At 45.2% G+C, this 26,046-nt stretch carries 13 protein-coding genes and 2 tRNA genes; 12 read left to right on the top strand and 3 right to left on the bottom strand.

All coding sequences use genetic code 11. The features are described 5' to 3' along the window. Positions 1-589: 589 nt before the first annotated feature. The 4 genes from ACLD6A_RS03925 (at position 590) to ACLD6A_RS03910 (ending at position 10,102) form a co-directional block, all read left to right on the top strand. On the top strand, positions 590-5,809 hold the full coding sequence (locus tag ACLD6A_RS03925) for a Rib/alpha-like domain-containing protein (RefSeq protein WP_410313658.1): 5,220 nt from the start codon (positions 590-592) through the stop codon (positions 5,807-5,809). A 272-nt stretch (positions 5,810-6,081) separates the two neighbouring features. Further along, entirely contained in the window at positions 6,082-7,872 is a 1,791-nt protein-coding gene (locus tag ACLD6A_RS03920) for a SpaH/EbpB family LPXTG-anchored major pilin (RefSeq protein WP_410313657.1), read from the top strand. 237 nt (positions 7,873-8,109) lie between these two features. Continuing rightward, on the top strand, positions 8,110-8,511 hold the full coding sequence (locus ACLD6A_RS03915; RefSeq protein WP_410313656.1) for a hypothetical protein: 402 nt from the start codon (positions 8,110-8,112) through the stop codon (positions 8,509-8,511). A 484-nt stretch (positions 8,512-8,995) separates the two neighbouring features. Beyond that, complete coding sequence (locus ACLD6A_RS03910; protein WP_410313655.1) at positions 8,996-10,102, top strand: class C sortase; 1,107 nt, start codon at positions 8,996-8,998, stop codon at positions 10,100-10,102. A 295-nt stretch (positions 10,103-10,397) separates the two neighbouring features. On the opposite strand, the gene ACLD6A_RS03905 is transcribed toward ACLD6A_RS03910, so the two are convergent. After that, positions 10,398-10,619: a hypothetical protein gene (locus ACLD6A_RS03905; protein ID WP_019260807.1), complete on the bottom strand. Its 222-nt coding sequence runs from the start codon at positions 10,617-10,619 to the stop codon at positions 10,398-10,400. A 210-nt stretch (positions 10,620-10,829) separates the two neighbouring features. On the opposite strand from ACLD6A_RS03905, the gene ACLD6A_RS03900 reads away from it, so the two are divergent. The 6 genes from ACLD6A_RS03900 to ileS all read left to right on the top strand — a co-directional run bounded on the left by ACLD6A_RS03900 (position 10,830) and on the right by ileS (position 23,056). After that, a complete protein-coding gene (locus tag ACLD6A_RS03900; protein WP_410313654.1) occupies positions 10,830-16,496 on the top strand; it encodes a S8 family serine peptidase in 5,667 nt (1,888 codons plus the stop codon). A gap of 577 nt (positions 16,497-17,073) precedes the next feature. After that, a tRNA-Lys gene (locus ACLD6A_RS03895) sits at positions 17,074-17,147 on the top strand. A 109-nt stretch (positions 17,148-17,256) separates the two neighbouring features. After that, positions 17,257-18,690 (top strand): exodeoxyribonuclease VII large subunit, encoded by a 1,434-nt coding sequence (xseA, locus tag ACLD6A_RS03890; RefSeq protein WP_410313794.1) that lies wholly within the window; start codon positions 17,257-17,259, stop codon positions 18,688-18,690. A gap of 45 nt (positions 18,691-18,735) precedes the next feature. After that, the gene (locus ACLD6A_RS03885; protein WP_410313653.1) at positions 18,736-19,077 is read left to right on the top strand and encodes an exodeoxyribonuclease VII small subunit; all 342 of its coding nucleotides are present in this window, start codon (positions 18,736-18,738) and stop codon (positions 19,075-19,077) included. A 110-nt stretch (positions 19,078-19,187) separates the two neighbouring features. Beyond that, positions 19,188-19,260 (top strand) — tRNA-Arg (locus tag ACLD6A_RS03880). A 373-nt stretch (positions 19,261-19,633) separates the two neighbouring features. Further along, positions 19,634-23,056: a mupirocin-resistant isoleucine--tRNA ligase gene (gene ileS / locus ACLD6A_RS03875; protein WP_410313652.1), complete on the top strand. Its 3,423-nt coding sequence runs from the start codon at positions 19,634-19,636 to the stop codon at positions 23,054-23,056. 112 nt (positions 23,057-23,168) lie between these two features. Here ileS and ACLD6A_RS03870 read toward each other — a convergent pair whose 3' ends face one another. Both ACLD6A_RS03870 and ACLD6A_RS03865 read right to left on the bottom strand, forming a co-directional pair. Continuing rightward, a complete protein-coding gene (locus tag ACLD6A_RS03870; protein WP_004134528.1) occupies positions 23,169-23,372 on the bottom strand; it encodes a hypothetical protein in 204 nt (67 codons plus the stop codon). After that, positions 23,350-23,625 (bottom strand): BrnT family toxin, encoded by a 276-nt coding sequence (locus ACLD6A_RS03865; protein WP_410313793.1) that lies wholly within the window; start codon positions 23,623-23,625, stop codon positions 23,350-23,352. The genes ACLD6A_RS03870 and ACLD6A_RS03865 overlap by 23 nt, the downstream gene beginning before the upstream one ends. Before the next feature lie 299 nt (positions 23,626-23,924). Here ACLD6A_RS03865 and ACLD6A_RS03860 point away from each other — a divergent pair, with 299 nt between their 5' ends. Together ACLD6A_RS03860 and ACLD6A_RS03855 are read left to right on the top strand one after the other, a co-directional pair. Further along, on the top strand, positions 23,925-24,857 hold the full coding sequence (locus ACLD6A_RS03860) for an ABC transporter permease (protein WP_004134533.1): 933 nt from the start codon (positions 23,925-23,927) through the stop codon (positions 24,855-24,857). Positions 24,858-24,946: 89 nt separating this feature from the next. Beyond that, complete coding sequence (locus ACLD6A_RS03855; RefSeq protein WP_410313792.1) at positions 24,947-25,993, top strand: ABC transporter permease; 1,047 nt, start codon at positions 24,947-24,949, stop codon at positions 25,991-25,993. The last annotated feature ends 53 nt before the right edge of the window (positions 25,994-26,046 follow it).

Here is a 26,046-nt window from a genome sequence, read left to right as displayed (position 1 = left end):
CGTTTGGAGTGTTTGGAGGGTTTTGGGTGGCGTATTGCTCCAAACGCGCGCAACTTTTCTCGCATTTGTTGTCGGTTTAGGTTGGAATCTCGCCCGCCCGCTCTACCACAGCATATAGCACCACGCCGCGCGCAGCATACCTACATGTAGTATTTTGGCCCGGGGAAGCGGCCGGCTTTAGACACGCCGAAGACGCAATTTCCTCGTTTTGGCGTCGGAAATTATTCATTCTAAATGCATTTTTCAGTAGATTTTTTAGCGATACTAGTAGATTGTAGGAATTTTTTCATATGTGCGATTATATGCCATATTATATGCCCTTTTTGCTTGAAATCCTTCATGGGGGGGGGGTATAACTACTAGAGGCTTTTCAATAAAAATGCTCGCATATAGGGTATACGTGTATGATATACTCTCTACCTGTGGTTGGCTCTGTTGGGTGGCATTTGCAGTAGTGAGTGCACAAGGTTTTTGTGTGCCGAGCACTGGCATTGTATGCAGGCTGAGTGTTTGAAGTTTAACACTTAGAGAGTTGGAATTTGGGTATACTGCGGCTTTTGCGGCAGTGAAGGATTAGGAAGGCGAGAGAATGTTACCAGCAAAGTTCCGTGGATTCGCATCACGAGTGGGTCGTCTTGCGTCGCGCGCTTTGGCTTGGCGTAAGACCAGCGAGCGCGACGGAGCTGCCGCTCTCACTTCCAGCACTGCAGCTACTTCCGGCAACATCACCATTGCTCGCACAGCTCGCACTTCTCGCACTCTACTCCGCGCGCTTTTTGCAATGATCCTCGCCGCCGCCACACTTCTTGCAATGCTCGTCTTGCAACCGGTGAATAGAGCTAATGCTGCGGGTAAGGCTAATGTTTTTTGGGATTATATAGGTACAGGCTATATTTCTCCTTCTTCTGTTGATAATCATGACATATGGCGTGATATTGATTTTAAAAATCCAGTTATTAAAACAGAAAACGTTAATGGACGTAAAAAAACTACTATTACTTGGGAAGTCTTATACAATAAAGAGGCTTGCAGAATTAAAGCAATGGAAAACCCACTTCTGAAGTGTGATCCTAAGGATGGTTCACATTCTTATGATGGTCAACCTGAATTTTATGCTGTTCTTCCTTCAGGTGTTAAAGATGAAACTGTTAGAATTACGCGTTATAGGACTGAGTTCGATAAAACCGGATCTTATCAAGGTCATTTTGGTGTAAAATTTTATAGTTGGCATCTTAGAGGTAATGAAAATGAAGAGCCAGGAAAGTTTAACTCGGGCACTAATGTGACTAGAATTCCAGGTGATTCCGAGTATGATGAGCTATGGAATCAACATATTGCAACATGTGGCATATTTTCAAATGAAGCATGCGAAGCTTGGAATTGGAAACAACAAGGTAAATTCGGTAGATTATTTAAAACATGGGAACAGAACAATAGCGTAAGTGGTATTCGTTGGATTATCTCCGCTGAAGTTAAAGATAATCAAGATCCTTACAATTTGCCTTTCATGGCAGGGTTTGTTTCTTACAGAAATGGATCAGATAAGAATAAGTTTATTATTTGGGGTCCGTATGATCATGATGGTGATGGCATACCTGATTCTAAAGAATGGCATTATGGTTTTAATCCAACGAGCAATGATGATGTTCAATTTCCAAAAAAATCTAAAAAAGATGCCGTATATGGTGAAATTACTGATGTAGATCCATATTTTAAAACTGGCCATTGGGATGGCACGGCTGAACAGGGTAAATGGATATACGATAATACAGAGAAACCATTTGAACAAACTGATACAGGTATAACATTTTCTTTCAAAAAGAGTGGAGGGAAAGAGTTATTACCAAATGGTGTTACAAAGGCTAATAATCCTAACAGCATGCAACCTGGTCAAGCTTATATTGACCCTATAACAGGTAAAATTAAGTATAATCCAAAGAAAACCGATAGAGGTCATACTATACATTTTGACGTTCAAATCACTTACCCTAATCCAAGTGCGAATAGTTGTAAATATAAGCAACAAGTTGAGCAAGTCAAAGGCGTTGATATACACATTGTCTCTCAAGCATCCGTGTACAACCCGCATTACGACGAAACGGTTGTTAACTACGATACGAATAATAATAGGTTTAATCCTACTGATAGCAAAGAGCCTAAGAGTGTAAAAGATAGCCAAAAGCCGTGGGTTAGGGAAGGCGCGTTGCCTAGTGGTTCTACCTTTAAGTTAGAGAAGTACACTCAATACACTTCTCCTGTGCTTGATTGGTCTAAGATTGATTCAAAAAATACAGGAAACGGTAAAGTGACGTTTAGCCCGTCTAAAACAGAAGCTGGTACAAGTGATAAGACCCCTGTACTTGTTACGTATCCGGATGGTTCTACGTCTAAAGATAGTGACGCAGGTAATTATGACAAGGTTGTATATGCTCCTGTTAAAGTGCAAGAGTTGCCTGTTACAGACGGCGATTTGCATCTTAACCTTTACGACGGTACGCAAATAAATAACGGTCAGTTTGGTGGCTGGAGCTTTGGAGATGCGAATAAGCCTAAAGAGCTTTCTAAGGGCACGAAAATAGGTGCGCCAAAAGACAACAAGAATAACGGCATTGTGCTTGATTCGTGGGCTAATAACGCCAAAGGTCCTATTACCTTCCGCGCCGTGTGCCATAAGAAGAATGACACTAAGTATAAGCTGCTTAAGCCTGCCGAGGGCAATAGTAAGGCTAGTGGGGACATTAATGGCTTGCAGTTTGAAGAATTCCGCCAGTGGAAGAGGGGTAATGATAAGAATTGCAAGGATAAGAATACTTGTGATTTAAATACATACCTTCACAATAGCGAATACAACAAAGACACTATGGAGCGTTCGCGCGCGCTGATTGGCGGCAAGCCTAAGGAAGGCGGCGAGTACGAGTGTAAGGTGTTCGCGTTCCACCAGGCTCACGATGGTAAAGGTACGCAGCATAACGGTGCGCTCACAAAGTTTGATAAGTTAGCTAAAGACAACGGCGCAGGTTTTGTCTTTGCTTTTGATACTGGTGCTTTTGCATCCGTCAAGGGCAAAGAGTGGGTTTCTGGCAACTTCTACTTTAAAATCAAGCTCAAAGACAGCCAAAAGTATAATCCGACTTATAAGACGATTCCAACGATTCAAGCTGGTACGTTTGCTAATAAGGAGACTAATAGCTCCGGTCAGCCAAAGAGCCACACGAAGATTATGGTGGACGGCCAGAAGGTAAACGCTAACGGTGTTCCAGATGAAGACTTGGGCGGCGTTGAAGATGGCAAAGCTCTTCCACCAGGCACGTGGTTTGAGATTAAGAAGCTTGTTAAGAAGGTTGATAAAACGCAACCTGACAAGTTCCCATCCGAGAAGGAACTTTGGTCTAACTTTGAGGGTGGCGAAGACAACGTTAAACGCGATGAGCACGGCAAGCCTGTTATGGAAAAAGGCAAAGTCGTTCCTTTAAATGGAACTGGTCGCGAATACGGCTCCGTCACATTCCGTCCAGATAAGTGGAAAGACGCTGGGCAATACTGGGCCGAGGTTGTTGTGCACTACCCAGACGGCTCTGCTTCAAGCGATGACGACTCTATTAACTACAAGCACCCTGTGTACGCAAAGGTGAATGTTACGCGCGACGACGCTCATAATCAGTTCGGTCTTGCATTGTATAAGGATTACCCTAATAAGTCTATGGGCAACGGTTACGACCTTAAAGTAGGCGAGTCGCCTTCTCCTGATGCAACCTTCGACTCGTGGCTGACTAAGTCTGTTGGTCCTATTCATTTGCATATGATTTGCTCGAAGAAAGCTAAGGATGGCAACAGCGGCACGAAGACTAAGCAAACCGAGTATACGTATAACCGTCTGCCTGGTCACACTGAGTCTGAAGGCTTAAGACTTAAGGATCAAAAGATTTGGGGACACGCTACTTTCGATCAGCAGAAGTCGTGCATTAAAGATAGGAAAGCCTGCACGCCTGATACCTTGCTGTATGACGATTGGGTTCCTGGCGGCAATAGTAATAACACTTCTGAGCGCACTCGCGGCTTCTTTGGCGGCAAGGCGCAGAAGACTGGCGATTACGAGTGCAAGGTTTACGCTATAAAGGGCGATCAGAAGAAGTCTGATGCGTTTAAGAAGGCTGTTGAGGATAATATAAAGAAGAATAAAAAGGATAAGAAAGACGTCGACCCAGTTCCAAGCGTGCTGAATGCTAAGGGCAATCCTTACGGCACAGAAGGTGTGGGCTATAAGATTGACTCTTTCGATATTCGTATTCATAACGACAACCAGCTGTACAACCCTACCTACACCACGATTCCAGAGATTGAGGCTGGTAGCACTTATAACGCTAAGAAGGCAGCTATAAGCTCGGGTGCGCCGCAAAGCAAGAAGAAGGTCACCGAGGGCAGCGCAGAGGTTAACGCTAACGGTGTTTCTGATTTCGACTTGCAAAACGTTAAGGAAGGTCCGCTGCCTAAGGGCACTTGGTACGAGATTAAGCGCTTTGTTAAATCTGGCGATATTAGCAAAACGAGTGCCAAGAATTTGCCTTGGGCTAACTTTGAAGACGGCGAAGACAACAAAGCTGACGGTAAGCAAGAAGCAAAAGATGAGAACGCCACCGGCAAAGGCTCCGTTACCTTCCGCCCAGATAAGTGGCAGGATGCTGACGACTACTGGGCCGAGATTAGGGTTCATTACCCAGACGGCACCACTTCGGACGGCGAAGGCTCTATTAACAAGGATCACCCTATTTACGCAAAGGTGAAGGTTACTAGACCAGCTATTGACAGCGGCGATTTGCATCTTAACGTTTACAAGCAGTATGAAAATGGCAAGTTTACTGGGTATGTAGACGACGTGAATGGCATTACTGTTATGAAAGGCGTTGGCTTGCTGAAGGATATGGGCATTGACTCGTGGTCTACAGCAAAGCCTGAAGGTATTACGCTTAGAGCTTTGTGTAGAGATGACAGTGATGAAGCTAAAAAGAGTACAACTCATATCTGGAGTGAGAATCTCGATAATCTGTTCTTCAAGCTTAATTGGCAGAAGTCTTGGGATCATGCGGACTTCCAGAAGCAGGAAACTTGCCGTAAGAGTGGCAAGAAAGGTGATGGCTGCAATCCTGAAGGTAAGTATCTTTTGTTCGATAGCACTGGCGGAACTATGGAGCGTGCTAGCGGAACTATCACCAGCGACAAAGCTCCTACGAAGTCTGGCAAATATTATTGCGTTGTGCTTGCGATGAAGCTTACTGATTTGGGTAAGTATAAGAAAGCTATTAAGAATAGCAAGATTAGCGTTACTAATAATAACTTTGCTAAGGCTATGGGCTTTACCGATACTGAGGGCATTGACTGGACTGCAAAGTACTTCCCAGTAACTGTGGTCGAGAAATTCGCGCTGCCAAAGACCGGCGGCGAGGGGATGAGCATGGCGCTGCTGGTGGTGGCAATGATCGGCATGTGCGTTATGTGCGGCGCGTTCTTCGTTGATCAGACGAAGTGGGGTCATGCGATGCTCGTCGGCGCGGCTGGTGCGGCTGTTAGAGCGGCTGTTAGCGCGGCGGCTGGCATGATGCGCGGTTTGCGATTCGCTACGCAAAATAGCAACAGCAACCGTAACAGTAAGATTTCCGAAATTTGGCGCAGTTTAGTCAAAAAAGTCAAGGATATTAGGCGATTTGACGATTATTCTGCGTCCGTAAAAGATTTTGTCCGCAAAGCCACCGGATGGTTGCGCGCCGCATTGAGGCGCGTCGGAAGGTGGGCTGCCGAAAGGTGGCGATGCTGATGAAAAAATTTGCACGCAAACCTGCACGTCGGCTGGTCTAAAGACGCAACTGGCTCGCAAGCTTGCAGTGCGATTCGCGCTAAAACTTGTTGCGCACCAAAAGCGCCCGCGAAACGTGGCTTGATCACGAACGAGGCTTGACCACAACCGTGGATCGTACGCACATCGTGGCTCGCTCACAAAACGTGGCTCGCTAAGCGCAACACAAAATTAAAAACAATCGTATTTTCCTCAAAACCTGCCCGAAAGGGCACTGAACAAAGGAGAAGAAAGTGAATAAATTCACTAAACAATGCGTGGCCGCGGTGGCCTCGCTCGCAATGGCTGGCACGCTGTGCGTCGCCGGCGCCGTGGTGGCTGGCAGCTCTGCTTGGGCTAATCCAAGTGTTGATACCACTGGAACTAAAGGTAATACCACCTTAGATAAAGATTCCGGTACACCTGACTACGGCAATGCTCCATGGAATCTTGGTGATCAAGCTACCACCAAGACCGGCTCCATCACCATCTACAAGTGGAAGTCTGAAACCGCAAACGGTAAGCAGAAGAAGGAAACTCCTGTTGAAAACGCTGGCTTCACCATCAAGAAGATTAGTAAGATTGGTGATACTGACATCAATCTGAACAACTACTCTGCTTGGATGAAGATTACTGAGAGCGTTGACAAGCTCAATGCAGATTCTGTTACTGATAATGCTAGTGATACTTCTGGTAAGCTCAAAGTCACATATGACAACACCTTCACTCTTGGCGAAGGCAAAACAAACGCTAACGGTGTTGTGAAGTTTAAGGATCTTCCACTCGGCTTGTATAGGGTCTGGGAATCCACAGTTCCTAAGGGCTATTCTGCTGCTGAGGGTGGTAAGGCATTCTACATGACTTTGCCAATGATTGAGAAAGTGACTAAGCAAGGCGGAACCACGACCGAAACCAAGTACAACTACGCTCCATTCGTTGATCCTAAGAACGTTGATTTGAGCGGCGCTGTTACTAAGACACAAGATCTCACTCATACGGTTGGTGCTAGCGATAACATTGAGTACACCATTAAGGCGAAGCTCGATAAGTCAAAGGCTACGAACGATACTTCTGCGAATGTTAAGGCAGATGAGTTTAAGGGCTACACCGTTTACGATCTTGCGCCTGCTGGATACTTTGATAAGTATGACAGTAGTGTAGTTACGGAAGTTAAGGTCGGCGATACTTACTTGAAGCCTGCGGATGGCAAAACTTATTACAATGTTGGCAATCCAACAGATATTGCTGCTCCTGCAGACGGTTCTGATGTAGCACGCAAGAAGATCTCTATTACCTTTACTGACGATGGCAACGCAAAGCTTGCTGAAGAAGTGAATAAGGCAGATAATGTTGGCAAGTTTGTTTATGTAAGCGTAAAGTTTACGTTCAAGCTTAAGGATTCTGCAGCTCTTGGTACTAATAAAGTGACCAACAAGGCTAGTATCCTTCCGTCTCATAAGCCTGGATCGACTGTTCCAGATGAGATTCCTGCTGATAATCCTCCAAGCACCGATTTTGCTACATTCAAGATTAAGAAGGTTTCCTCTAAGGATGATTCTGCCTTGGGTGGCGCAAAGTTTAGGTTGTTTGCTGTTAAGACTGACGCAGAAGGCTGCACCAATGCTATTAAGGCAGGCACAACTGGCGAAGATCTTGACAAGGTTTGCAAGAATAAGTCTTCCGCTGGCTTTGGTGAGAAAGAAACTTCATCAGACAACGACACTAGCAAGAAGGGTCTTACCGACGGTTACTCCGTTAAGCGCGGTGAAGCATTCTACGTTGTTGAGACCGTTGCACCAACTGGCTACATTCGTAACCCTGATGTTCATGAGTTTACTCTTGATAAAAATAAAACCGAAGATACTCTCACCGTCAAGAACATTCCTGACAGTGGCAACGGTGGTAAGGGCTGGCTCTTCAACCTTCCAAAGACCGGTGCTGCTGGCGTTGTGATCTTCGCATTGGCTGGCGTGTGCTTGGTGTGCTTCGGCATCTTCGTCTTCATGCGTAACCGCAAGAAGGATGAAGAGCAGCAGGCTGCATGATTCTTCGCAATTCTTCAGAATTGCAATCAGCTAGGCGATTAAAGCTGTAAACGCGCTTCGCGCGAGATTTTAATCGCCTGGCTATAATTAAATACTCAGCAGGCTGCACTGTGTTCGCGCTTTGCGCGAGCATCCCTCTTCTTCGCACAGTGCAGTCTGCTGTCTTATTTTTCTTTCCGTTCGGAAAGAAAAATAATCAATAACAACAATTAATCATTTATTAAACAAGAAGTTAATATGTTTGAACATGCATTAGATGAGTATAAGAATGATTTAGGTGAAATCAAACACGACGAAAAAGCGTTAAAAGAAAAACTTTCGAGAGTAAGGTTTAATTACAATTTTTGTCATTGCTTTTCTTCTGGATTTATTCTTTCATTTTTTGTAGGAGTATTCATTGCGTACGTACTTAAAATGGAAATGAATGATTATTCTTTTGTGAGCATTATGTCTATTTGCATGATTGCATTGTTTGTGCAGTGGATTATCGTTTATGCGGAATGTATTTGTTATGAGGAAATGAAGCTTGCTGAAGATGAACTTAAGAAAATAAATAACCCGGCTCAATCAAATCCTAAGAAAATAAGTATACGTATTCGCAACTGTAACTTAGTTCGTCGTAGTAATTTCGGTAGGTAGTGTTGCGCTAAGCTGATCACCTGCAGACTATGCTAATGTAGCTTTGCACCAGTGCTCTGCTGATGCTGATTCCTGTTGATCAGCGAACACTAACATTCGTGCTGCTGCACACGCCACTCCAAACCCACTCTCAACCACCAACCCATCCGAAGCTTAATTGTGTGACTTTAGTTGCACTTAGTAAACCACGCACTTTTCGTAACAAACTTAACGAGTCTATGAGTTTTGTGTTATAGGTTAATATGTTGAGAGGCTGGAAAAATTGTGTTCAGCAATAAAAGAGGACTGAGGAAGCAACATTGTTAAAAGATAGGCGAACACACCAAACTCTTTTCACAGTTAAAGCGACGAAGGACGGGACTTGCGCAAACACAAATTTTCCAGCCTCGTCAAAACCGAAAAACTAAATCAGTTACAAAACTCATAGACGATATTAAAAACCTATAAATTTAAGATAAGTAAAATCACACGAAACGGAGGAAGCATGAAATTAAACAGCGCCGTTACGAAAGTATATGCTTTCCTCAACAAAATCTCCCAAAACAAGCTTTTCAAAAACCAAACCAACGCAACTCAAACTAACGCAACCAACTTAACCGAAACCAACCCAACCGCAACCACCGAAACCGAAAATAACGCAACTACCGCACCAAACCAACCGAAACCCCACGCCTCCCACAAATCCCAGCAAAAATCTATGCTCCGTAAAATCGTTGAGCCAATAGCCTTCGTGCTCGCGGGATTGTTGTGTTTTGCGTATCCGGTGTGTTCTACGCTTTGGAATAATCGCGTTTCTAAGGAAATTTCTTCCGAGTACGATAAGTATAATCACGATCAGGCTGGTGATGTGCGTCGTGCTCATCTGCGCGCGGCTCGCCGCTATAATGCGCGTCATAAGGCGATTATTACGTCTGATCCTTACGATGGTACGACGGATTACATGAATAAGCCGGAGTATAAGGAGTACGCCAAGCAGCTTGATGAGCCTATGGGCATTATGGGTATTGTGAAGATTCCGAAGATTGGCGTGAAGCTGCCGATTTACCACGGTAGTTCGCAGGAGGTTTTGGCGCATGGTGCGGGCCACTTGTATGGCACGGATTTGCCGGTGGGTGGTAAGAATCGTCATGCGGTGGTGACGGCGCATACGGGTTTGCCGGATGCCACGATGTTCGATGATTTGGTGAATTTGAAGAAGGGCGACTATTTTTACTTTGATGTGCAGGGGGAGACGCTGCGTTACAAGGTGTTTCGCATTAGCGTGGTCGATCCGCACGACATAAGCTTGCTGCAGCGCGAGAAGGGGCGCGACCTTGCGACGCTGCTTACGTGTACCCCGTATGGCGTTAACTCGCACAGACTGTTGGTGACGGGCTACCGCGTGCTGCCGGATCCGGTGAAGGCGCCGGAGGACCGTGTGCAGTGGCCGCTTTGGATGACGCTGTTTGTGCTCGCTATGATTCTGACGTTTGCGGTGTTGGCGACGATGGTTGCGACTTTGTGGCGTAAGAAGCGCGATGAGATTTATGTGCGCGGACGGCATTTGCTGGCGGTGTCGCGCAGTGTGCTGCGTAAGTTGCGGCGCGGGTAGCGCAAATCGTCGCGCGCGTTTGGAGCGCTACACGGCCTCAAACCCTCCAAATGTGGGGTGAGTTTCTCGCATTTGGAGGGTTTTGGGTTGTGTTTTGACAAATGTGGGGTAACGCTCTCACCGTGTAAAGTTTCTGCCGTTTGTATCTATCGTCGGTTGGCTGAAAAATTTACGGTTTATATTGCGCAACGCACTAACATTTGTTGGTAATTAGCTCTAAATTTCTTAAAAAATAGTAACATTATGTATTTTTTCTCAAGTTTCATGTAAATTATATGTTAATACAGAATTTTTTCTATGTTGACATCGCAGAAAATATTTGTGTAAAAAGGGCTAAATTAAGCCATTTTTTATATAAAATGTGATTTTCTTCATATTTTTGTTTGTGAAAACGCAATTTATTTGGAATTGTTTCTGTCTCAAACAGTGCTAAAGTTTGTGAAAAATATTTTTGTTGCATCTGCTGAAAAGTGGCATTATTTGTTGATTTATATGGGTGGGGGGTATATCTTCCCATTTGATATTTAGCGGAAATGCTTTAAATGAGCGTAACAAAAATATTTACACCTATAGATGAAATTGTGCTGGAAATTTTGCATATATTGCATAAGGTTTCCAAGGAAATTTCACTTGCAGAATTTGGGATCATTCCCAACATTTTCTTGTGAATTATCTATGAGCACTTTTCATTGGGTAGTTAACCACTATTTTGAAGGAGAGTATGTTTATGAAGTTCAAACGAACGTCATATCTGACTCGTTTAGCGGCATTAAGCGTAGCAGCCGCTACGCTTATGGTGCCACTTGCTACAGCAAATGCTAAAGACAATAGTGCTGAGAACAATAATCTCGCACAAGTTGTAAATCAAAAGAATAAGAATAATAAAACAACCAAGTATCTTGATTCTAAGATTGTTAGCAGAATAGTTAATAATCCATTTAATAGGACTGGTTCTTCTAATAAGCCTGTAACTGTTATTGTTACTTTGAAGAAACAGCCAAAACTTCCTTCGAAACAATCTGAAAACAGTAATAAAGCTGACCAGAATCGTCTTATTGGAAAATGGTCTTCAAAATATGGCATGACAGTACGTCGCCAATTTGGTTACCTGATGAATGGTTTTGAAGCAACATTACCAGCTAACAAAGTTGCGGCTTTACGCCACGAACACGAGGTAGCTTCCGTTGCAAAAGAACGTTTGTATTACCCTCTTGAAAATTATGCTCGCGGCTTGCAGGGTGTAAACGAAGAATTTAAGAAGCGTGGACTTGATGGAACTGGAATGCTTGTGTCTATCATCGACACTGGTATTGATCCAAGTCACCATGATATGAAGCTTGATTTCAAAGCTGAAAAAGCTCGTAAGATTCAGAAGACATTCCCGTCTAATGGTGTAAAGTTCACTAATAAAGTTCCTGCTGGATTCAACTATGCTGATGAAAACTACACTATTACAGATAGTGGTGCAGAACAGCATGGCATGCACGTAGCTGGTATTGTGGCAGCTAATGGTGATGATGAGAATAAGCCAGCTGATAAAAACGGTCATATTAACGGCATTGCTCCAAATGCTCAGCTACTTGCAATGAAAGTATTTTCAAATAAGCCGGGAGCGCACGGAGCTCGTGATGCTGATATAGTTGCTGCAATTGAGGATTCTGTAAAGCTTCATGCGGACGTTATCAACATGTCTCTCGGCTCAGATAACGGTTTTGGTGGAACTTCTAACGCTACATCTCTCGCTTTAAAGAAGGCTCGCGAAGCTGGTGTGCTTCCAGTTATTTCTGCAGGAAACTCCGGTTTAAGCTTCTCTACATCTGGAGGAACTAATGATGCATTAGGAAAGTGGGATGATGCAACTCTTGGTTCACCATCTTCTTATCCTTCTGCTTTCAGCGTTGCTTCTGTAGAAAATTCTTATATTATTCAAACCGCTGGTTCATATACGGATAAAGCTAATAAGACAACTGAGATTCCTTACTCTATAGCCTCAGGAAAAGCTGATGGTAAAGAACATGAGATTGTGAACATCGGTCTTGGCAAAAAAGATGAAGTTAAGGATTTGGATCTTCATGGAAAGTACGCTTTAGTTGAACGTGGCGCAATAGCATTTAGTGAAAAATTCCAGAATGCTATTGATAAGGGTGCTGATGGTGTAATCGTTTATAACAAAGCTGGCGATTCGGCACAGTTCCTTGGCATGGCTGGAGTTGATAAGTTCACATGCTTTGGAGCATCAATTCGTCGTGAAGATGCTTTAAAGATTGTTGATGCACTCAAAGCTAATGCAAGTGGTACAGTTAAGGTTTCCTTCTCTGATAAGACAATGGGCATTGCAAATCCTGATAAGTTGCATCCTTCTAGCTTTACTTCTTGGGGTCCAACGCCAGAACTTGATTTTAAGCCTCATATTGCTGGCATCGGCGGTAACGTGTGGTCTACTCAGAACAACAACAAGTACACTAATATGTCTGGTACTTCCATGGCTGCTCCAAACGTTTCCGGTCTTTCAGCTTTGGTGATGGAAAGCTATAAGAAGCGCTTCTCTGAGCTTTCTGCTAAAGATCGTGCTACTCGTGTTGAACAAGCCTTGATGAATACGGCTGAGATTCTCAATAATTCCAGCAATGTACCATTTGCTCCTCGTCAAATCGGTGCTGGTTTAGCTCAGGTTGATAAAGCTGTTGCTACTAACGTGATTGCAACAGTCGATGGCAATGCGTATGTGGCTCTACGCCAGGTTAATGGAGATCGTAAGTTCACTGTTAAACTGCATAATTATGGAGATAAGGCTGTAACTTATGAAGTTCCTAAACAAAATGTTGTTAATGAATCTAATAATGCTAATGCAGAAACTACTACCTCTATTAGCTCAGAAACATTAGCTTCTTCGACTAATACGGTTACAGTAGATCCTAAGTCAGAAAAGGAAGTAGAGTTTACATTAACTCCAGACGTGACTCGCGACCATTATGTTGAAGGTTGGGCGCGTTTTACTTCAAAGACTTCTGGGGAACCAGATTTGGCTGTTCCATATCTTGGCTTTGTTGGCAATTGGGATAAGGAACCAATTCTTGTAAAGCCTGGTGAAGAGTATCTTCAAAATGCAATTAATATGACTACTTCGCTGATTGCTGAAAGTTATTTTGGTGATGTGCAAGTTAATGATGAAGCTCCTGATCATTTAGAATTTTCTCCAAATGGTGATGAGTTATTTGATAAGATACGACCATCATTAGCATTATTCCGTAATGCAAGTTTAATACAGTATTCTGTTTTGGATAATTCTGGTAAGACTGTTGCAGAAGTAGGAGAGGAACATGACGTTTCTCGTTCTAATTTCTCAGAATTATTACGCGATCCAAGAGCATTAAATAGTTCTGTTGAATTTGATGGAACTATTTATGATAAGACATCTACTGATATCGCGCATTGGAATAAGAAGCTTCCTGATGGCAAATATATTTATCGAGTAAAAGCTTGCTTGACTAAGGATATGTGCCAGACGACTGATATGCATTTTAACCTTGATACTAAAGCTCCAACAGTTACAATTAGCGAACCTGATAAAGATGGTGAAATTACCATTACAGCTCATGATGAGTTAAGTGAAACGTTGAGTGAGCCAGGTGTAAGAGTTAATGGTAACAGTGATTATGTCAAGGTTGATGAGAAGTACTGCAGTGAAACTCATGACGCAAATGGCTATACTCGCACTTGCAAAGTTAATGTAGGTAAGGATGCTTATTATGTCAATGTCAGTTTGCATGATGGCGGTTTCAATGAAACCAATACTTCCAAAGTGTTTAAGGGATTTGCTAATAAAAAGATTCTCATAAATAATGAGGTTAATCTTAAGAATATTGGCATTAAGGATGTCACTGCTAAAAAAGATAACGGTGTTGATAAATACAGCATCGAAATCTCTGGACGTATTGCTGATGGTTGCAAGGATGTGAAAGCTTATGTTCAATCAGGAACTGAAGCAGAAGAAGAATTAGCTGTTAAGACAGATGATTCTGAATTTAGCTTTACTGCTCCTATTAAATCAGGTGCTAATACAATAAAAGTTAAGGCAAAAGGTTCTGATAATAAAGAAGTGGTTGAAACTCTTGTAACTAATTTCGACGAAAATGCACCAACAATTAAACTAACTAATGCAGATAGTAATGGGAATATAACAATTGACCAAAATGGTGCAGTAGAGGTTAAAGGTGAAGTTAAGGACGATACTACTCCAAAGCAGAAGCTCACGCTTACTGTTAAGTATAGTAAGGATGAGGTTGTTGGCGGTGAAGTCCAGACTGAACAAGTGGAAGAGCCTGTAAATGTTGCTACTGATGGCTCATTTACTGTAAAAGTTACTCCATCTGCTAGTACATATTCAGTTACCTTGGTTGCTAGTGATGGAGTTAACACAGCTACTCAGAATGTAGGTTTTGCTAATCGCGTTATACCAACAAAGCCAAAGCTTTATAATATTTCACTGAGTAATGCTAACAGCTTAGAATCATACAACTGGATTGTTCCTGGAAATAGTGGTACTTCGCTCAATTCATTTACTGCAAAAGGCAAAGTAAGTAACAAAGCTACAGAAATGCTATTTACAAAAGCTAATCGAGTTAAAGATGATGGTTCGGGGTATGAGGATTTTGATCCTATAGCTGCAACAATCACTAAGTCCACTAATGCAAATGCTGATTCTACATTCACGGTAACTCTGCCAATGCATCCTGGAATAAATGACTTTAGGATGATTGTCAAAGAGGGAAGTGATGTGGTATTAGACACTCCAGTTGCTTTCTACTTCGACAGACAGGCTCCAGAAGTAATGTTTAGTACTCCAAAGTTGTATGGTGGCAGAATATTTACTAATAATGACACTGTGAAATTCAAGGGTGTTATTAGTGATGATTTTGCTGGCTATACTCTTAAGATTAATAATCTTATTGCTTCAGACAACTTCAGTACTGATTCTAAAGGCAAAGAAACTAATGCTCAGAGCTTCGATAGAGATGTTGAAGTTAAAAATGGAGAGTTTGTATTAATCCAAGCCATCGATCAGATGTCTAGCGCACTGTATGGTCGTGCTCCTGTTGTTGTTGATAAGGATGCTCCTTCTGTGACACTTGGAATAAAGGACAATGATCATGTTGAAGCAAATCGTAAGATTTCTGTAACAGCTAAAGATGATCATTTGAAGTTATTGCGAGTGAAGATTGATGGTAAAGAAGTAAATCATGCAAGTAATGGTCTTAAAGAAACGGATATTAAGCTGAGTAAGAATAATCCTTACGATGCTACTTTTGCCGATCTGAAAGATCTGAAGGATCCGCTGAAGGTAGATGTTGATTTCAATTCACTTTCTGCCGGAAAGCACTTAATCACAGTTGAAGCTGTTGATTATGCGGGTAACGTTGCAACGAAGAATACTTCCGCAGAATTCGTCGTTGAAAAAAAGTCGAATGATGGTCATGGAAACGATCATGGTTCCTCCTCTGTAACTGTCAATCCTCCTTCCGCTTTAACTCCAGCACCTAAAGCTCCTGAGTCTACCGCAAAGCTAGATCAGTCGCTTAAGGTAAGCCTTGTTGCTGGTGAACATATGAATAATGTTGTTCGTGCTGGTAAGAGCAACCCTGTGAAGTTGTATTTCGCTGGCATGGATGCTCCTGCTAAGGGTGATGCTGGCTCTAAGTCTCACAAGACTAAGGCCTCTTCTGCCACGAGCGAGTTCATCAAGGAACTTAAGAAAAACAAGGTTGCTTACGCTTATGCTTACATGTATTCTTCGCCTGTGTTATTGAAGGGCGCAGATGGATCTAAGTATGTGAAGGTAACTTTGGATAAGAATGGTCAACCTCAGTTTAATATTGTGATTCCAGCTGGCTACTTCGGTAAGCATACGATTGTTTTGCTTAACGATAAAGGTGAGCAGCTTGCTTGGGCTAACGTGTGGGTTGTTCCTGAGAATGCTACAGCGTTCGATGAAACAGTTGCAGAGATTAACCTGAAGTATTCGGAGCTTCATTCTGGTACTGGATTCAGCAACGGGCTTGGTACTGGATTCGGTAACGGGTTAGGTGCTGGTTCTGGATTTGGCACATTTACTGGCACTACTTACGTTGGTACAGACGGAAATGCCTCCAACGGAAGTGCCAACGCAGGTGCTGCATCCGGCAACGCAGGCGCTGCGAATGGCAACGCTGCTGCAAAGCAGAAGGCTGCTGAAAAGGAGCAGGCTGCCGCTAAGTCTGCCGCCAAGAAGATGACTTCTGACTTGGCGATGACTGGTAGCAGTGTGATTGGCATGGTTGTGACGTTTATGGTGTTGCTTGCAAGCGGTGCTGTAACGTTTAAAACTCGCCGCCATCATACGCACGCAAGCAAGTAAATAAACAAAAATAAATAAACAAAGAGCACTTTCATCCTTTAGTAAGGCGGGAGTGCTCTTTGCTCCTTGTTTATTTATTGGAGGAATTATGAAGTTGGCTGATTTTGCAGAGTCTGCTCGCGCGCTAAATCGCAGCGCTCAAGCAGGTCGTCGCGCGCGTTTGGAGCGCTACGCTTGAGCGACAAGCTAGTCAATTGTATTTGTGTTTTATTGGATTATTGGCCGTCAGATTACGCTTTATTAAGAAATAAAGAAAGCGTAATCGTGTGCGCGCTTGCGTGGAAAGTCCACTGGACTTTCCACATTGAGCAAGCGCTACCGCATTAGTGTATCGAGAAGTGCGCTTCTTTGCTCGTCAGATTGTGCTTTCTTAAGAATATAAAGAAAGCACAATCGTTTGCGCTCCGACACTGAAAGCACACTGTGCTTTCGGCATTGAGTCGTCGCTACCGCATTGAGCTTGCTTGAAGCGCACAATGCAGCTTCAAGCAAGAGCAATGCGACACGCCGGCTTGCGCTCAAGCTCATTCTGAGTATAGTAGTTACTCGGTTCGCAAAGCGGGCCAAGATAACCAACGCCCCTTTAGCTCAGTTGGTTAGAGCAGCTGACTCTTAATCAGCGTGTCCAGGGTTCGAATCCCTGAGGGGGCACAAACAAAACCCAAGCTTCGTGCTTGGGTTTTTTCGTATCAATCTCCACACGCAACGAAGCCCTCTTGTCCCTCTTAGCAGTCAATCTTGAATTATGACCTCGTCGAATATGATGCCGCAATTATTCCAGGATGATGCGCCGCTTGAGCAGCCGCCACAAAATCTTGCGCCGCTTGAGCGGCCGCAGCAAACGTTTGCCCAGCTGCAGCAAACGTTCGCCCAGACGCAGCCTCACCCGCGCCCCCTCCCTCTTAAAGCCGCCGACACAACCGCCGAAAACCCGTGGCCCGTCGCCATCTTAAGCCAAAAGTTCCACAGCGCCGTCGAACGCTGGCCAGCCGCGTGGATCGAGGGTCAAATCGTCGAAATCAACATGCGCCGCGCCTCTTCCGGCTACATCACCCTTCGCGACAGCAACGAAGAAGTCTCGATTTCCGTAATGGGCTTTAGTAATTTTGTGCAGCAGGCGCGCGATCTTCGCCAGGGCGACCGCGTAGTCGTTCACGGCAAGGCCGATATTTGGGTAAAAGCCACGCGTTTGAGCTTCGTTGCGGATGAAATCCGTCGCGTTGGTGCCGGCGATTTAAAAGCGCAAATCGACGAGTTGCGCAAAAAACTTAAGGGCGAAGGCCTATTTGACGCGGAAAATAAGTTTCCGCTGCCGGAGTTTCCTAAGTGTATCGGCCTCGTGTGTGCTCCTCAAGCTCGCGCTGAGGGCGATGTTATTACGAACGTGAATTTGCGTTGGCCTGTTACGCGCTTCAAGGTTGTTCACGCGCACGTGCAGGGCGTGCAGTGCCCAGCGGACGTTATTGCCGCGATTAAGCAGCTCGACGCGGACCCGGAGGTTGACGTTATTATCGTTGCTCGCGGCGGCGGCAGCTTTGAGGATTTGATTGGTTTTTCGGACGAGGGCGTGGTACGCGCTACGGCCGCGTGCGTAACTCCGATTGTGTCTGCAATCGGCCACGAGGACGATTGGACGCTTATTGATTTGGCGGCGGATTTGCGCGCTTCGACCCCTACGGATGCTGCAAAGCGCGTGGTTCCGGACGTTCGCGAGCAGTGGCAGCTTATTGATAACGCGCTGCAAACTATGCGCATGCGAATTTCTGCGCGCGTCGACAATGAGATTCGTCTCGTTGAAGGTTACGCGAACCGCCCGAGCCTTACGCGCCCGAGCACTATGCTTGAGCCGCACGAGCGCTTGGTTGAGCAGGCTGTTGAGCGAATGCGTCACGGTTTGGTGCGACTTCTTGACGACGCGAGCTTGACTGTTGAGAAGGCTCACGCGAGCTTGACTGCGTTAAGTCCGCAATCGACTTTGAATCGCGGATACGCTGTTGTGCAGCTTGGCGGTGGGCGAGTGCTTGACGACGCGGCATGCGCAAAAGTTGGCGACGATATGACGGTTACGCTTAAAAGCGGCGTGGTTCTTGGCAAGGTGACTGGCACGAAGGTTGCTGGTACGAAAGTTGCTGGCACGAAGGTTGCTGGTGCAAAAGTAGCTGCCGTAAAGTCAAGTAAAAAGTCAAGTAATTAAATTTTTAGATATTTTATATATTTTAGATACAACGAAAGGTTAGATATGAGCGAGAAAGCAACGAAGAAAGCAGAAGAAGTAGCGGAAGAATCAGCAAATAGCGCAGAAAGCACAGAATTCGCAAGCACTCTTACTAAAGAAGAGCGCGCTGCGATTGAGGCAATGCCGTACGAAGAGGCTCGCGAAAAGCTTGTTCAGGCGGTTCAGGCGCTGGAAGCTGGCGGTTTGACGCTGGATCAGTCCATGCGTCAGTGGGAGATTGGCGAGGCGCTGGCAAAGCGTGCGCAGGGTTTGCTTGCCACGGTTCGCGCCAAGTTGGACGCGGCTCAAGCGGAGCAGTCGGCAACGGCGGCTACAGCCGGCACGCAGTCTAATCTTGAGGATTAAGCGCGCCGCAGAGACACGCCTTAGTGTATAATTGCCATTTGTTGCTTTGCAAGATGCGTGCGCGTGTTTCGTTTTGCGTTTTGCGTCTGCGCGCTGCAATCAACTACACTGCCTCGGTAGCTCAGTGGATAGAGCACCACTCTCCTAAAGTGGGTGTCGTCAGTTCGATTCTGATCCGGGGCACTTTTATTACTTATTTGCTTTGTTCAATATAAACTATGAAAATTATTCGCGAGTCGCGAAATTATTCCTAATGTTAGGGGATAGTGTTAGATTATTTCTAACTTAAGCGATGATCCGTTATCGGCGGGGAGTTTTCGGAAGAACGGCGAGGATTCGTAAGGTTTTCGCTTATTAGAACCGACGGGGTTGGCCCGCACAGCCAAACACGAGAGGCTATGAGAATAGTTCGATTGCGTTGCATATTTGTGTTACGCACTTGCGTTATGCATTGCGCTACACGTTACGTAATCATCTTGTAGCAAGCGAGGTGGTACCGCGGCGTAACTGTCGTCCTCGCAGGGAAATATTCACCCTGTTGAGCGAGGAGAGCACAGTGAGCGAATCCACTAATCCAGCAGCAAACGCGTCCGAAAAGTCGTCCGCAAACGCGTCCGCAAATAACGTATACCCAAAGGTAAGTGTTGCGGCATCTGCACAAGAAACCGCCGGCGCGCAAGTTGCCCCAAATCCTTCCTTCCCAAAGCTTGAAGAGTCCGTTCTTCAATACTGGGATGCAAACAACACTTTCCGCAAGTCAATCGAATACCGCCCGTCCGGCAAGGGTAGCCAAAACGAGTTCGTGTTCTTCGATGGCCCTCCATTCGCAAACGGTCTTCCTCACTACGGCCACCTGCTCACAGGCTACGCAAAAGACGTTGTTCCGCGCTATCAGACTATGCGCGGCCGCAAAGTAAACCGCGTTTTTGGTTGGGATACTCACGGTCTTCCTGCAGAGTTGGAAGCGCAGAAGGAGCTCGGCATCGAGTCGGTTGAGCAAATCGAAAAAATGGGAATCGCAAAGTTCAACGATGCTTGCCGTGCCAGCGTTTTAAAGTACACCAACGAGTGGCAAAACTACGTGCATCGTCAGGCGCGCTGGGTTGATTTTGAGCGCGGCTACAAAACGCTGAACATTCCATACATGGAATCCGTTATGTGGGCCTTTAAGCAGCTTTACAGCAAGGGCTTGGCTTATAAGGGCTACCGCGTGCTTCCATACTGCCCGAAGGATCAAACTCCGCTCAGTGCCCACGAGCTTCGTATGGATGCAGACGTTTACCAGAATCGTCAAGACACCACCGTTTCCGTGGCTGTTAAGCTTCGCGACGAAGCCGACGCTTACGCAGTCTTCTGGACCACTACTCCTTGGACTGTGCCAACAAACTTCGCAATCGTAGTCGGCGCAGACATCGACTACGTGGAAGTTCGCCCAACCGAAGGCAAGTTTGCTGGCAAAAAGTTCTATATCGGCAAGCCTTTGCTCGGCTCCTACACTAAGGAACTTGGCGAAAATTACGAGGTTGTGCGCGAACTTAAGGGCGCGGATATGGCCGGCTGGCGCTACTATCCAGTATTCCCGTACTTTGCAAGCGATTCTGCGCTCGCACAAGGCGGCACTCCTGGTCCTAACGCTTTTACAATTTTCACTGCAGATTATGTTGACACCGCTGAAGGTACTGGCCTCGTTCACCAGGCTCCTTACGGCGAGGACGATATGAACACGCTTAACGCGCACGAAATTCGCAGCGTTGACGTGCTCGACGCAGGCTGCAAGTTTACAAGCGACTGCCCAGATTACGAAGGCTTGTACGTTTTCGACGCCAACTTGCCTATTTTGCGCAACTTGCGTGCGGGAGACGGCCCGCTTGCTCAAATGCCGGAAGATCAGCGCGCGCTGCTATTCCAAGAAAAAAGCTACGTGCACAGCTATCCTCACTGCTGGCGTTGTGCAACTCCGCTTATTTATAAGCCTGTTTCCAGCTGGTTTGTGTCTGTTACGAAGATTAAGAAGCGTTTGCTTGAGCTTAATCAGGAGATTAATTGGATTCCTGGAAACGTTAAGGACGGCCAGTTTGGTAAGTGGCTTTCTAACGCTCGCGACTGGTCGATTAGCCGTAACCGCTTCTGGGGTTCGCCAATTCCAGTTTGGGTTAGCGACGATCCAAAGTATCCTCGCGTAGACGTTTACGGTTCGCTCGAAGAGCTTAAGGCTGATTTTGGCGATTATCCTCGCGACGACGACGGCAATGTGAATATGCACCGCCCGTATATCGATCGCCTTACTCGTCCAAATCCGGACGATCCTACCGGAAAGTCGCAAATGCACCGTATTACGGACGTTCTCGACTGCTGGTTTGAGTCCGGTTCTATGCCTTTTGCACAGTTCCATTATCCGTTTGAAAATAAGGACTTCTTCGAAGAGCACTTCCCATGCGATTACATCGTTGAATACATTGGTCAGACTCGCGGCTGGTTCTACACGCTTCACATTATGGCTACGGCGCTTTTTGACCGCCCAGCTTTTAAGAACGTGATTTGCCACGGTATTGTGCTTGGTTCAGACGGCCAGAAGATGAGTAAGCATTTGCGCAATTACCCGGATGTTAATGGCGTTTTCAACGAGTACGGTTCGGACGCTATGCGCTGGTTCCTTATGTCTTCGCCAATTTTGCGCGGTGGCAATTTGATTGTTACTGCAGACGGCATTAGGGATACGGTTCGCCAGGTTATGCTTCCGGTTTGGAGCTCGTACTACTTCTTCACGCTGTATGCGAACGCTGCAAACGGTGGCAAGGGTTACGATGCTCGCAGGCTTCGTGCGGATGAGGTTGCAGGTCTTTGCAATATGGACCGCTACTTGCTTGCTCGTACGCGTCTGCTTGTTGAGAGCGTTGAAAAGTGCTTGAATGACTTTGCGATTAGCGACGCTTGCGCGGCAGTTAGCGATTTTATTGACGTTCTTACTAACTGGTATATTCGCGGCAGCCGTGACCGCTTCTGGAATGAGGATGAAGCTGCTTTCAACACGCTTTACACGGTTTTGGAAGCGTTTATGCGTGTGATTGCTCCTCTTGCTCCTATGGAAGCGGAGGCTGTGTGGCGCGGTCTTACGGGCGGCGAATCCGTGCATTTGGCTGATTGGCCTTATTTGGTTGAGCCTGAGACTCTTTCGGATGGCGAGAAGAATCCTAAGGCCGGCGAAGTAACCGAGCTTGGTGCTGTTCTTGCGCACGACGATGCTTTGGTTGCTGCTATGGATAAGGTTCGCGAGGTTGTGTCTTCTACGCTTTCGCTTCGTAAAGCTGAGCAGTTGCGCGTGCGTCAGCCTCTTGCAAACTTGACGGTTGTTGCAGAAAATACTGCTGCTGTTGAGCCTTACGAGCAGGTGCTTGAGCGCGAGCTTAACGTGAAGAATGTTACATTCTGCACTTTGGAAGACGCAAGCAACCACGGTTTGAAGATTGTTCACGAGCTTAAGGTGAATGCTCGCGCTGCTGGCCCTCGTTTGGGCAAGCAAGTGCAGTTTGCTATTAAGTCTTCTAAGAGTGGCGATTGGCATGTTGACGAGTCTGGCGCTCCTGTTGTTCAGACTCCAAACGGCGAAGTTGCGCTTGTTGAAGGCGAGTATGAGCTTGTAAATCGCGTTGAGTCTTCGGATGCTCAAGCGGCTGAAAATACTGCTTCTGCTGCAATGCCAACTGGCGGCTTCGTTATGCTTGACACTGCTTTGACGGACGATTTGCTTGCTGAAGGTTATGCTCGCGATGCTATTCGCGCTGTTCAGGATGCTCGTAAGGAGAACGGTTTGGATATTAGCGACCGAATCTCTTTGACTTTGAGCGTGCCAGTTTCGGACGTTGCTAAAGTTAATCAGTTCCGCGATTTGATCGCGGAGGAGACTTTGGCTACGAGCTTCGAGGTTGTTGAGGCTGATTCTAGCGCAACTGAGCTTAGTGTAAGCCTTAAGCGTGCGTAAAACACAACTAACAGCTAACTAAACATATATCTAACTAAACAAAAACGTGCCGGTGTATCTTTCAATACGTCGGCACGTTTTGTTTTATCTCTAGTTTTGCTTCTTTATTTGACTACAGTGTTGTAGCTACTCTAAAGAATTTCATTATTCTCAATATCCATTCAGGCATAATAAAAGTGACGTGCTTTTGTTCGTTAGAGTGGTTCTCTATAATTGGATGCTCCAAATCAAAGTATTCAAGTACGTCTTCGCCGTTATCGAATTTTCTATCAATTTCTTCTCCGCTTATTTCTCTACTTTTTGTGGTGTTCTTCATAATATTGTTCCTCCTTCTTTCGTGATCTTCTTACAGAAATAATACGAATTCGATTATTCCTTTTTGTTATTACTGCAGTCCAATATTTACTGTCTATCTTTCCAAAAACTAAGTAGCGAGAGTTGTCATTGCCCGAATTTTTGGATTTTATTTCAGCTGTTTCATTGTTCCACAGTATTTGGGCTCTTTTGAAACTGATACCGTGTTTAGCTAAATTTTTTAAGCTTTTTGCAGGATCGTACTCAAAATTCATACTCACCTTCTACCGTCTATTCTAATGTAAAATAGCATCAATTGAAACTATTTTTAATGATTGTTGTTTTGCATTAAGTATCGTAAATGCTTTAAGTCGGCTTTCCTAGATTTTTTACGCATTGTGGTTAAAGGCTATTTATAGAAGCAAGCTCAATGCGACACTCCGCTTTACATACTTCCATGGGTTCCTATAGTGTCGATAAGACAACAATACAAATTTTTACTCGATTTGTATTTTGCGTTAATTTATATTGCATGATATTCAAAAAGAAAGTGCAGGTGACGAAATGAGTAAAGATGAGAAGGGGCGGTGTATTTCGTTCACGCTATAAGCGTGATTCATCTGGCGTCACCGTTCTTACAAGAACTAATACAGGCATTGTTGCTGGAACTGTAATTATTGCTATTTTTGCGATTTTGGCTATTTTTGCCGACGTTTTTACAACAATTACTGGCAATAATCCTTACTCTGAGCATCCGGAAATATTAGATTCCAACTCAGTTCCAGTAGGCCAGGGGGGTATTAGTTTCCAACATTGGTTCGGTGTAACTCCGCTTCGTGGTCTTGATATTTTCGCGATTATTTCGCATGGAGCGCGCGTTTCTCTTGGGATTGGCATAGCTTCTACTGTAATTTCGCTATTCCTCGGCATTCTAATCGGCATGATTGCAGGGTACTTCGGTGGTTTCGCAGACACTTTGCTTTCGCGCACGATGGATGTGTTCTTCGGTTTTCCATTCCTGATTTTTGCAATTGCGCTGTCTGCAGTTGTGCCGCAAAATTTCCCGCGGCCGATTCTGCTAACGCTTGTTTTAGGCTTTTTTGGCTGGCCAAGCATCGCTCGTTTGGTTAGAGCACAAACGCTTTCGCTAAAATCTCGCAATTTCACTGTGGCTTCTTACGTAATGGGTGCGAACACATGGCATATTTTGCGTGAGCAGATAATGCCGAATATGTTGCCTCTTCTTTTGGTGAATGTGACTTTTCTTATTCCTGGTCGTATTGGAGCGGAGGCTGCGTTGTCATTCCTTGGTGTGGGCATGAATCCGCCTTCGCCTTCGTGGGGACGCGCTATTGCGGATGCAGTTCAGTGGGTTTTGGTTGATCCTTGGTATCTTCTTTTCCCTGGAATTGCGCTGTTCTTGCTTACTTTCGGCTTTAATCTTGTTGGCGACGGTTTGGCTAGTGCTCGTCAGCCGCGAGCTTCCAAAAAGGCGGTGACGGAATGAGTAACAAGCAAAATACTCAAAATACTCAAAATACTCAAAATACGCAGAATGCGCAGAATGCGCAACAAAATATAATCAATACGCAGAAAATGAGCAGTAATCAATCTGCTGCCAATTTGCGAATAATCGGCAAGATTTCCGATTTTCTTGTTTTTATTGGCAAGCGTGCAGCAAGCGCAATACTTGTTTTAACGCTGATTGTAGTCGTGTTATTCCTTATTTTCTTTATGCTTCCTGCCAATCCTGCGCAACTTGCTTGCGGAAAGCCTTGCACTCCTGAACGTTTGGCGCGAGTTTCCGCATTCATGGGAACTGATGCGCCTTGGTATGAGCAGCTTGGAAACTATATTCGTGGCATATTCTTCGGGCGCGAGTTCACAGATAGTTCTGGAGCTACTATCGTGTGCGCTGGTCCATGCTTAGGATGGTCGTTTACGCTAAACGAGCCTGTAACTAATCTTATTATGAGTCGTTTCGTGGTAACTGCTTCGTTGGCAACTGGTGCTGCAGTTCTTTGGCTTACTGTAGGCGTTGCAACTGGAGTTATTTCTGCTGCAAAAGAAGGATCTTTTATTGACCGTGCGCTTCGAGCGCTTTCGTCTGTAGGGATTTCATCTCCAGCGTATTTAATTGGCATGCTTGCAATACTTGCTTTTGCAGTTTATTTTCCGATTTTTCCTACGGGTGGTTACGTAAGTTTTGCGGAAAGTCCTTTAGATTGGCTTCAACATTTGCTTCTTCCGTGGCTTGTTTTGGCTCTTCTTAATGCGGCATACTATACGCGACTTACTCGCGCTCACATGCTTGACGAGTTGCAGCAGGATTATATGCGTACTGCTTTGGCTAAGGGCATGCCGCGTTCGAAGGCTGTAACGCGTCACGCTATGCCTAATGCGATGCTTCCTGTGCTGACTATGTTTGGCTTGGATTTGGGCGGTTTACTTGGTGGTGCTGTAATAACTGAGCGCGTTTTCTCTATGCAAGGTTTGGGTTCTCTGCTTCTTGATTCTGTGAAAAATCTTGATTTGCAGGTGCTTGTTGGTGTGACGCTGTTTGCGGCTGCGCTTGTGATTGTTGCGAATCTTGTGGTTGACGTCTGTTATCGCTTCGTCAATCCTCGCGCTGCAGTCTGTTAGTGGATTCGCGCGCTCATAAATTAACATAACTCTTCAAAATCTTCATAAGCAAC

The sequence above is a fragment of the Gardnerella sp. Marseille-Q9691 genome, assembly GCF_046507715.1.
In the GTDB taxonomy this organism is placed as follows: Bacteria; Actinomycetota; Actinomycetes; order Actinomycetales; family Bifidobacteriaceae; genus Bifidobacterium; species Bifidobacterium greenwoodii.
Note: the sequence above shows the minus strand (reverse complement) of the source record. Positions and strands in the feature narration are given on the sequence as shown.

What these genes read in the sequence shown, in the direction of transcription:
- ACLD6A_RS03925 (WP_410313658.1), top strand. Translation starts at nt 590, where the DNA reads ATGTTACCAGCAAAGTTCCGTGGATTCGCATCACGAGTGGGTCGTCTT.
- ACLD6A_RS03860 (WP_004134533.1), top strand. Translation starts at nt 23,925, where the DNA reads ATGAGAAGGGGCGGTGTATTTCGTTCACGCTATAAGCGTGATTCATCT.
- ACLD6A_RS03855 (WP_410313792.1), top strand. Translation starts at nt 24,947, where the DNA reads ATGAGCAGTAATCAATCTGCTGCCAATTTGCGAATAATCGGCAAGATT.
- ACLD6A_RS03885 (WP_410313653.1), top strand. Translation starts at nt 18,736, where the DNA reads ATGAGCGAGAAAGCAACGAAGAAAGCAGAAGAAGTAGCGGAAGAATCA.
- ACLD6A_RS03865 (WP_410313793.1), bottom strand. Translation starts at nt 23,625, where the DNA reads ATGAATTTTGAGTACGATCCTGCAAAAAGCTTAAAAAATTTAGCTAAA.
- ACLD6A_RS03900 (WP_410313654.1), top strand. Translation starts at nt 10,830, where the DNA reads ATGAAGTTCAAACGAACGTCATATCTGACTCGTTTAGCGGCATTAAGC.
- ACLD6A_RS03905 (WP_019260807.1), bottom strand. Translation starts at nt 10,619, where the DNA reads ATGGGAAGATATACCCCCCACCCATATAAATCAACAAATAATGCCACT.
- xseA (WP_410313794.1), top strand. Translation starts at nt 17,257, where the DNA reads ATGATGCCGCAATTATTCCAGGATGATGCGCCGCTTGAGCAGCCGCCA.
- ACLD6A_RS03915 (WP_410313656.1), top strand. Translation starts at nt 8,110, where the DNA reads ATGTTTGAACATGCATTAGATGAGTATAAGAATGATTTAGGTGAAATC.
- ACLD6A_RS03910 (WP_410313655.1), top strand. Translation starts at nt 8,996, where the DNA reads ATGAAATTAAACAGCGCCGTTACGAAAGTATATGCTTTCCTCAACAAA.
- ACLD6A_RS03870 (WP_004134528.1), bottom strand. Translation starts at nt 23,372, where the DNA reads ATGAAGAACACCACAAAAAGTAGAGAAATAAGCGGAGAAGAAATTGAT.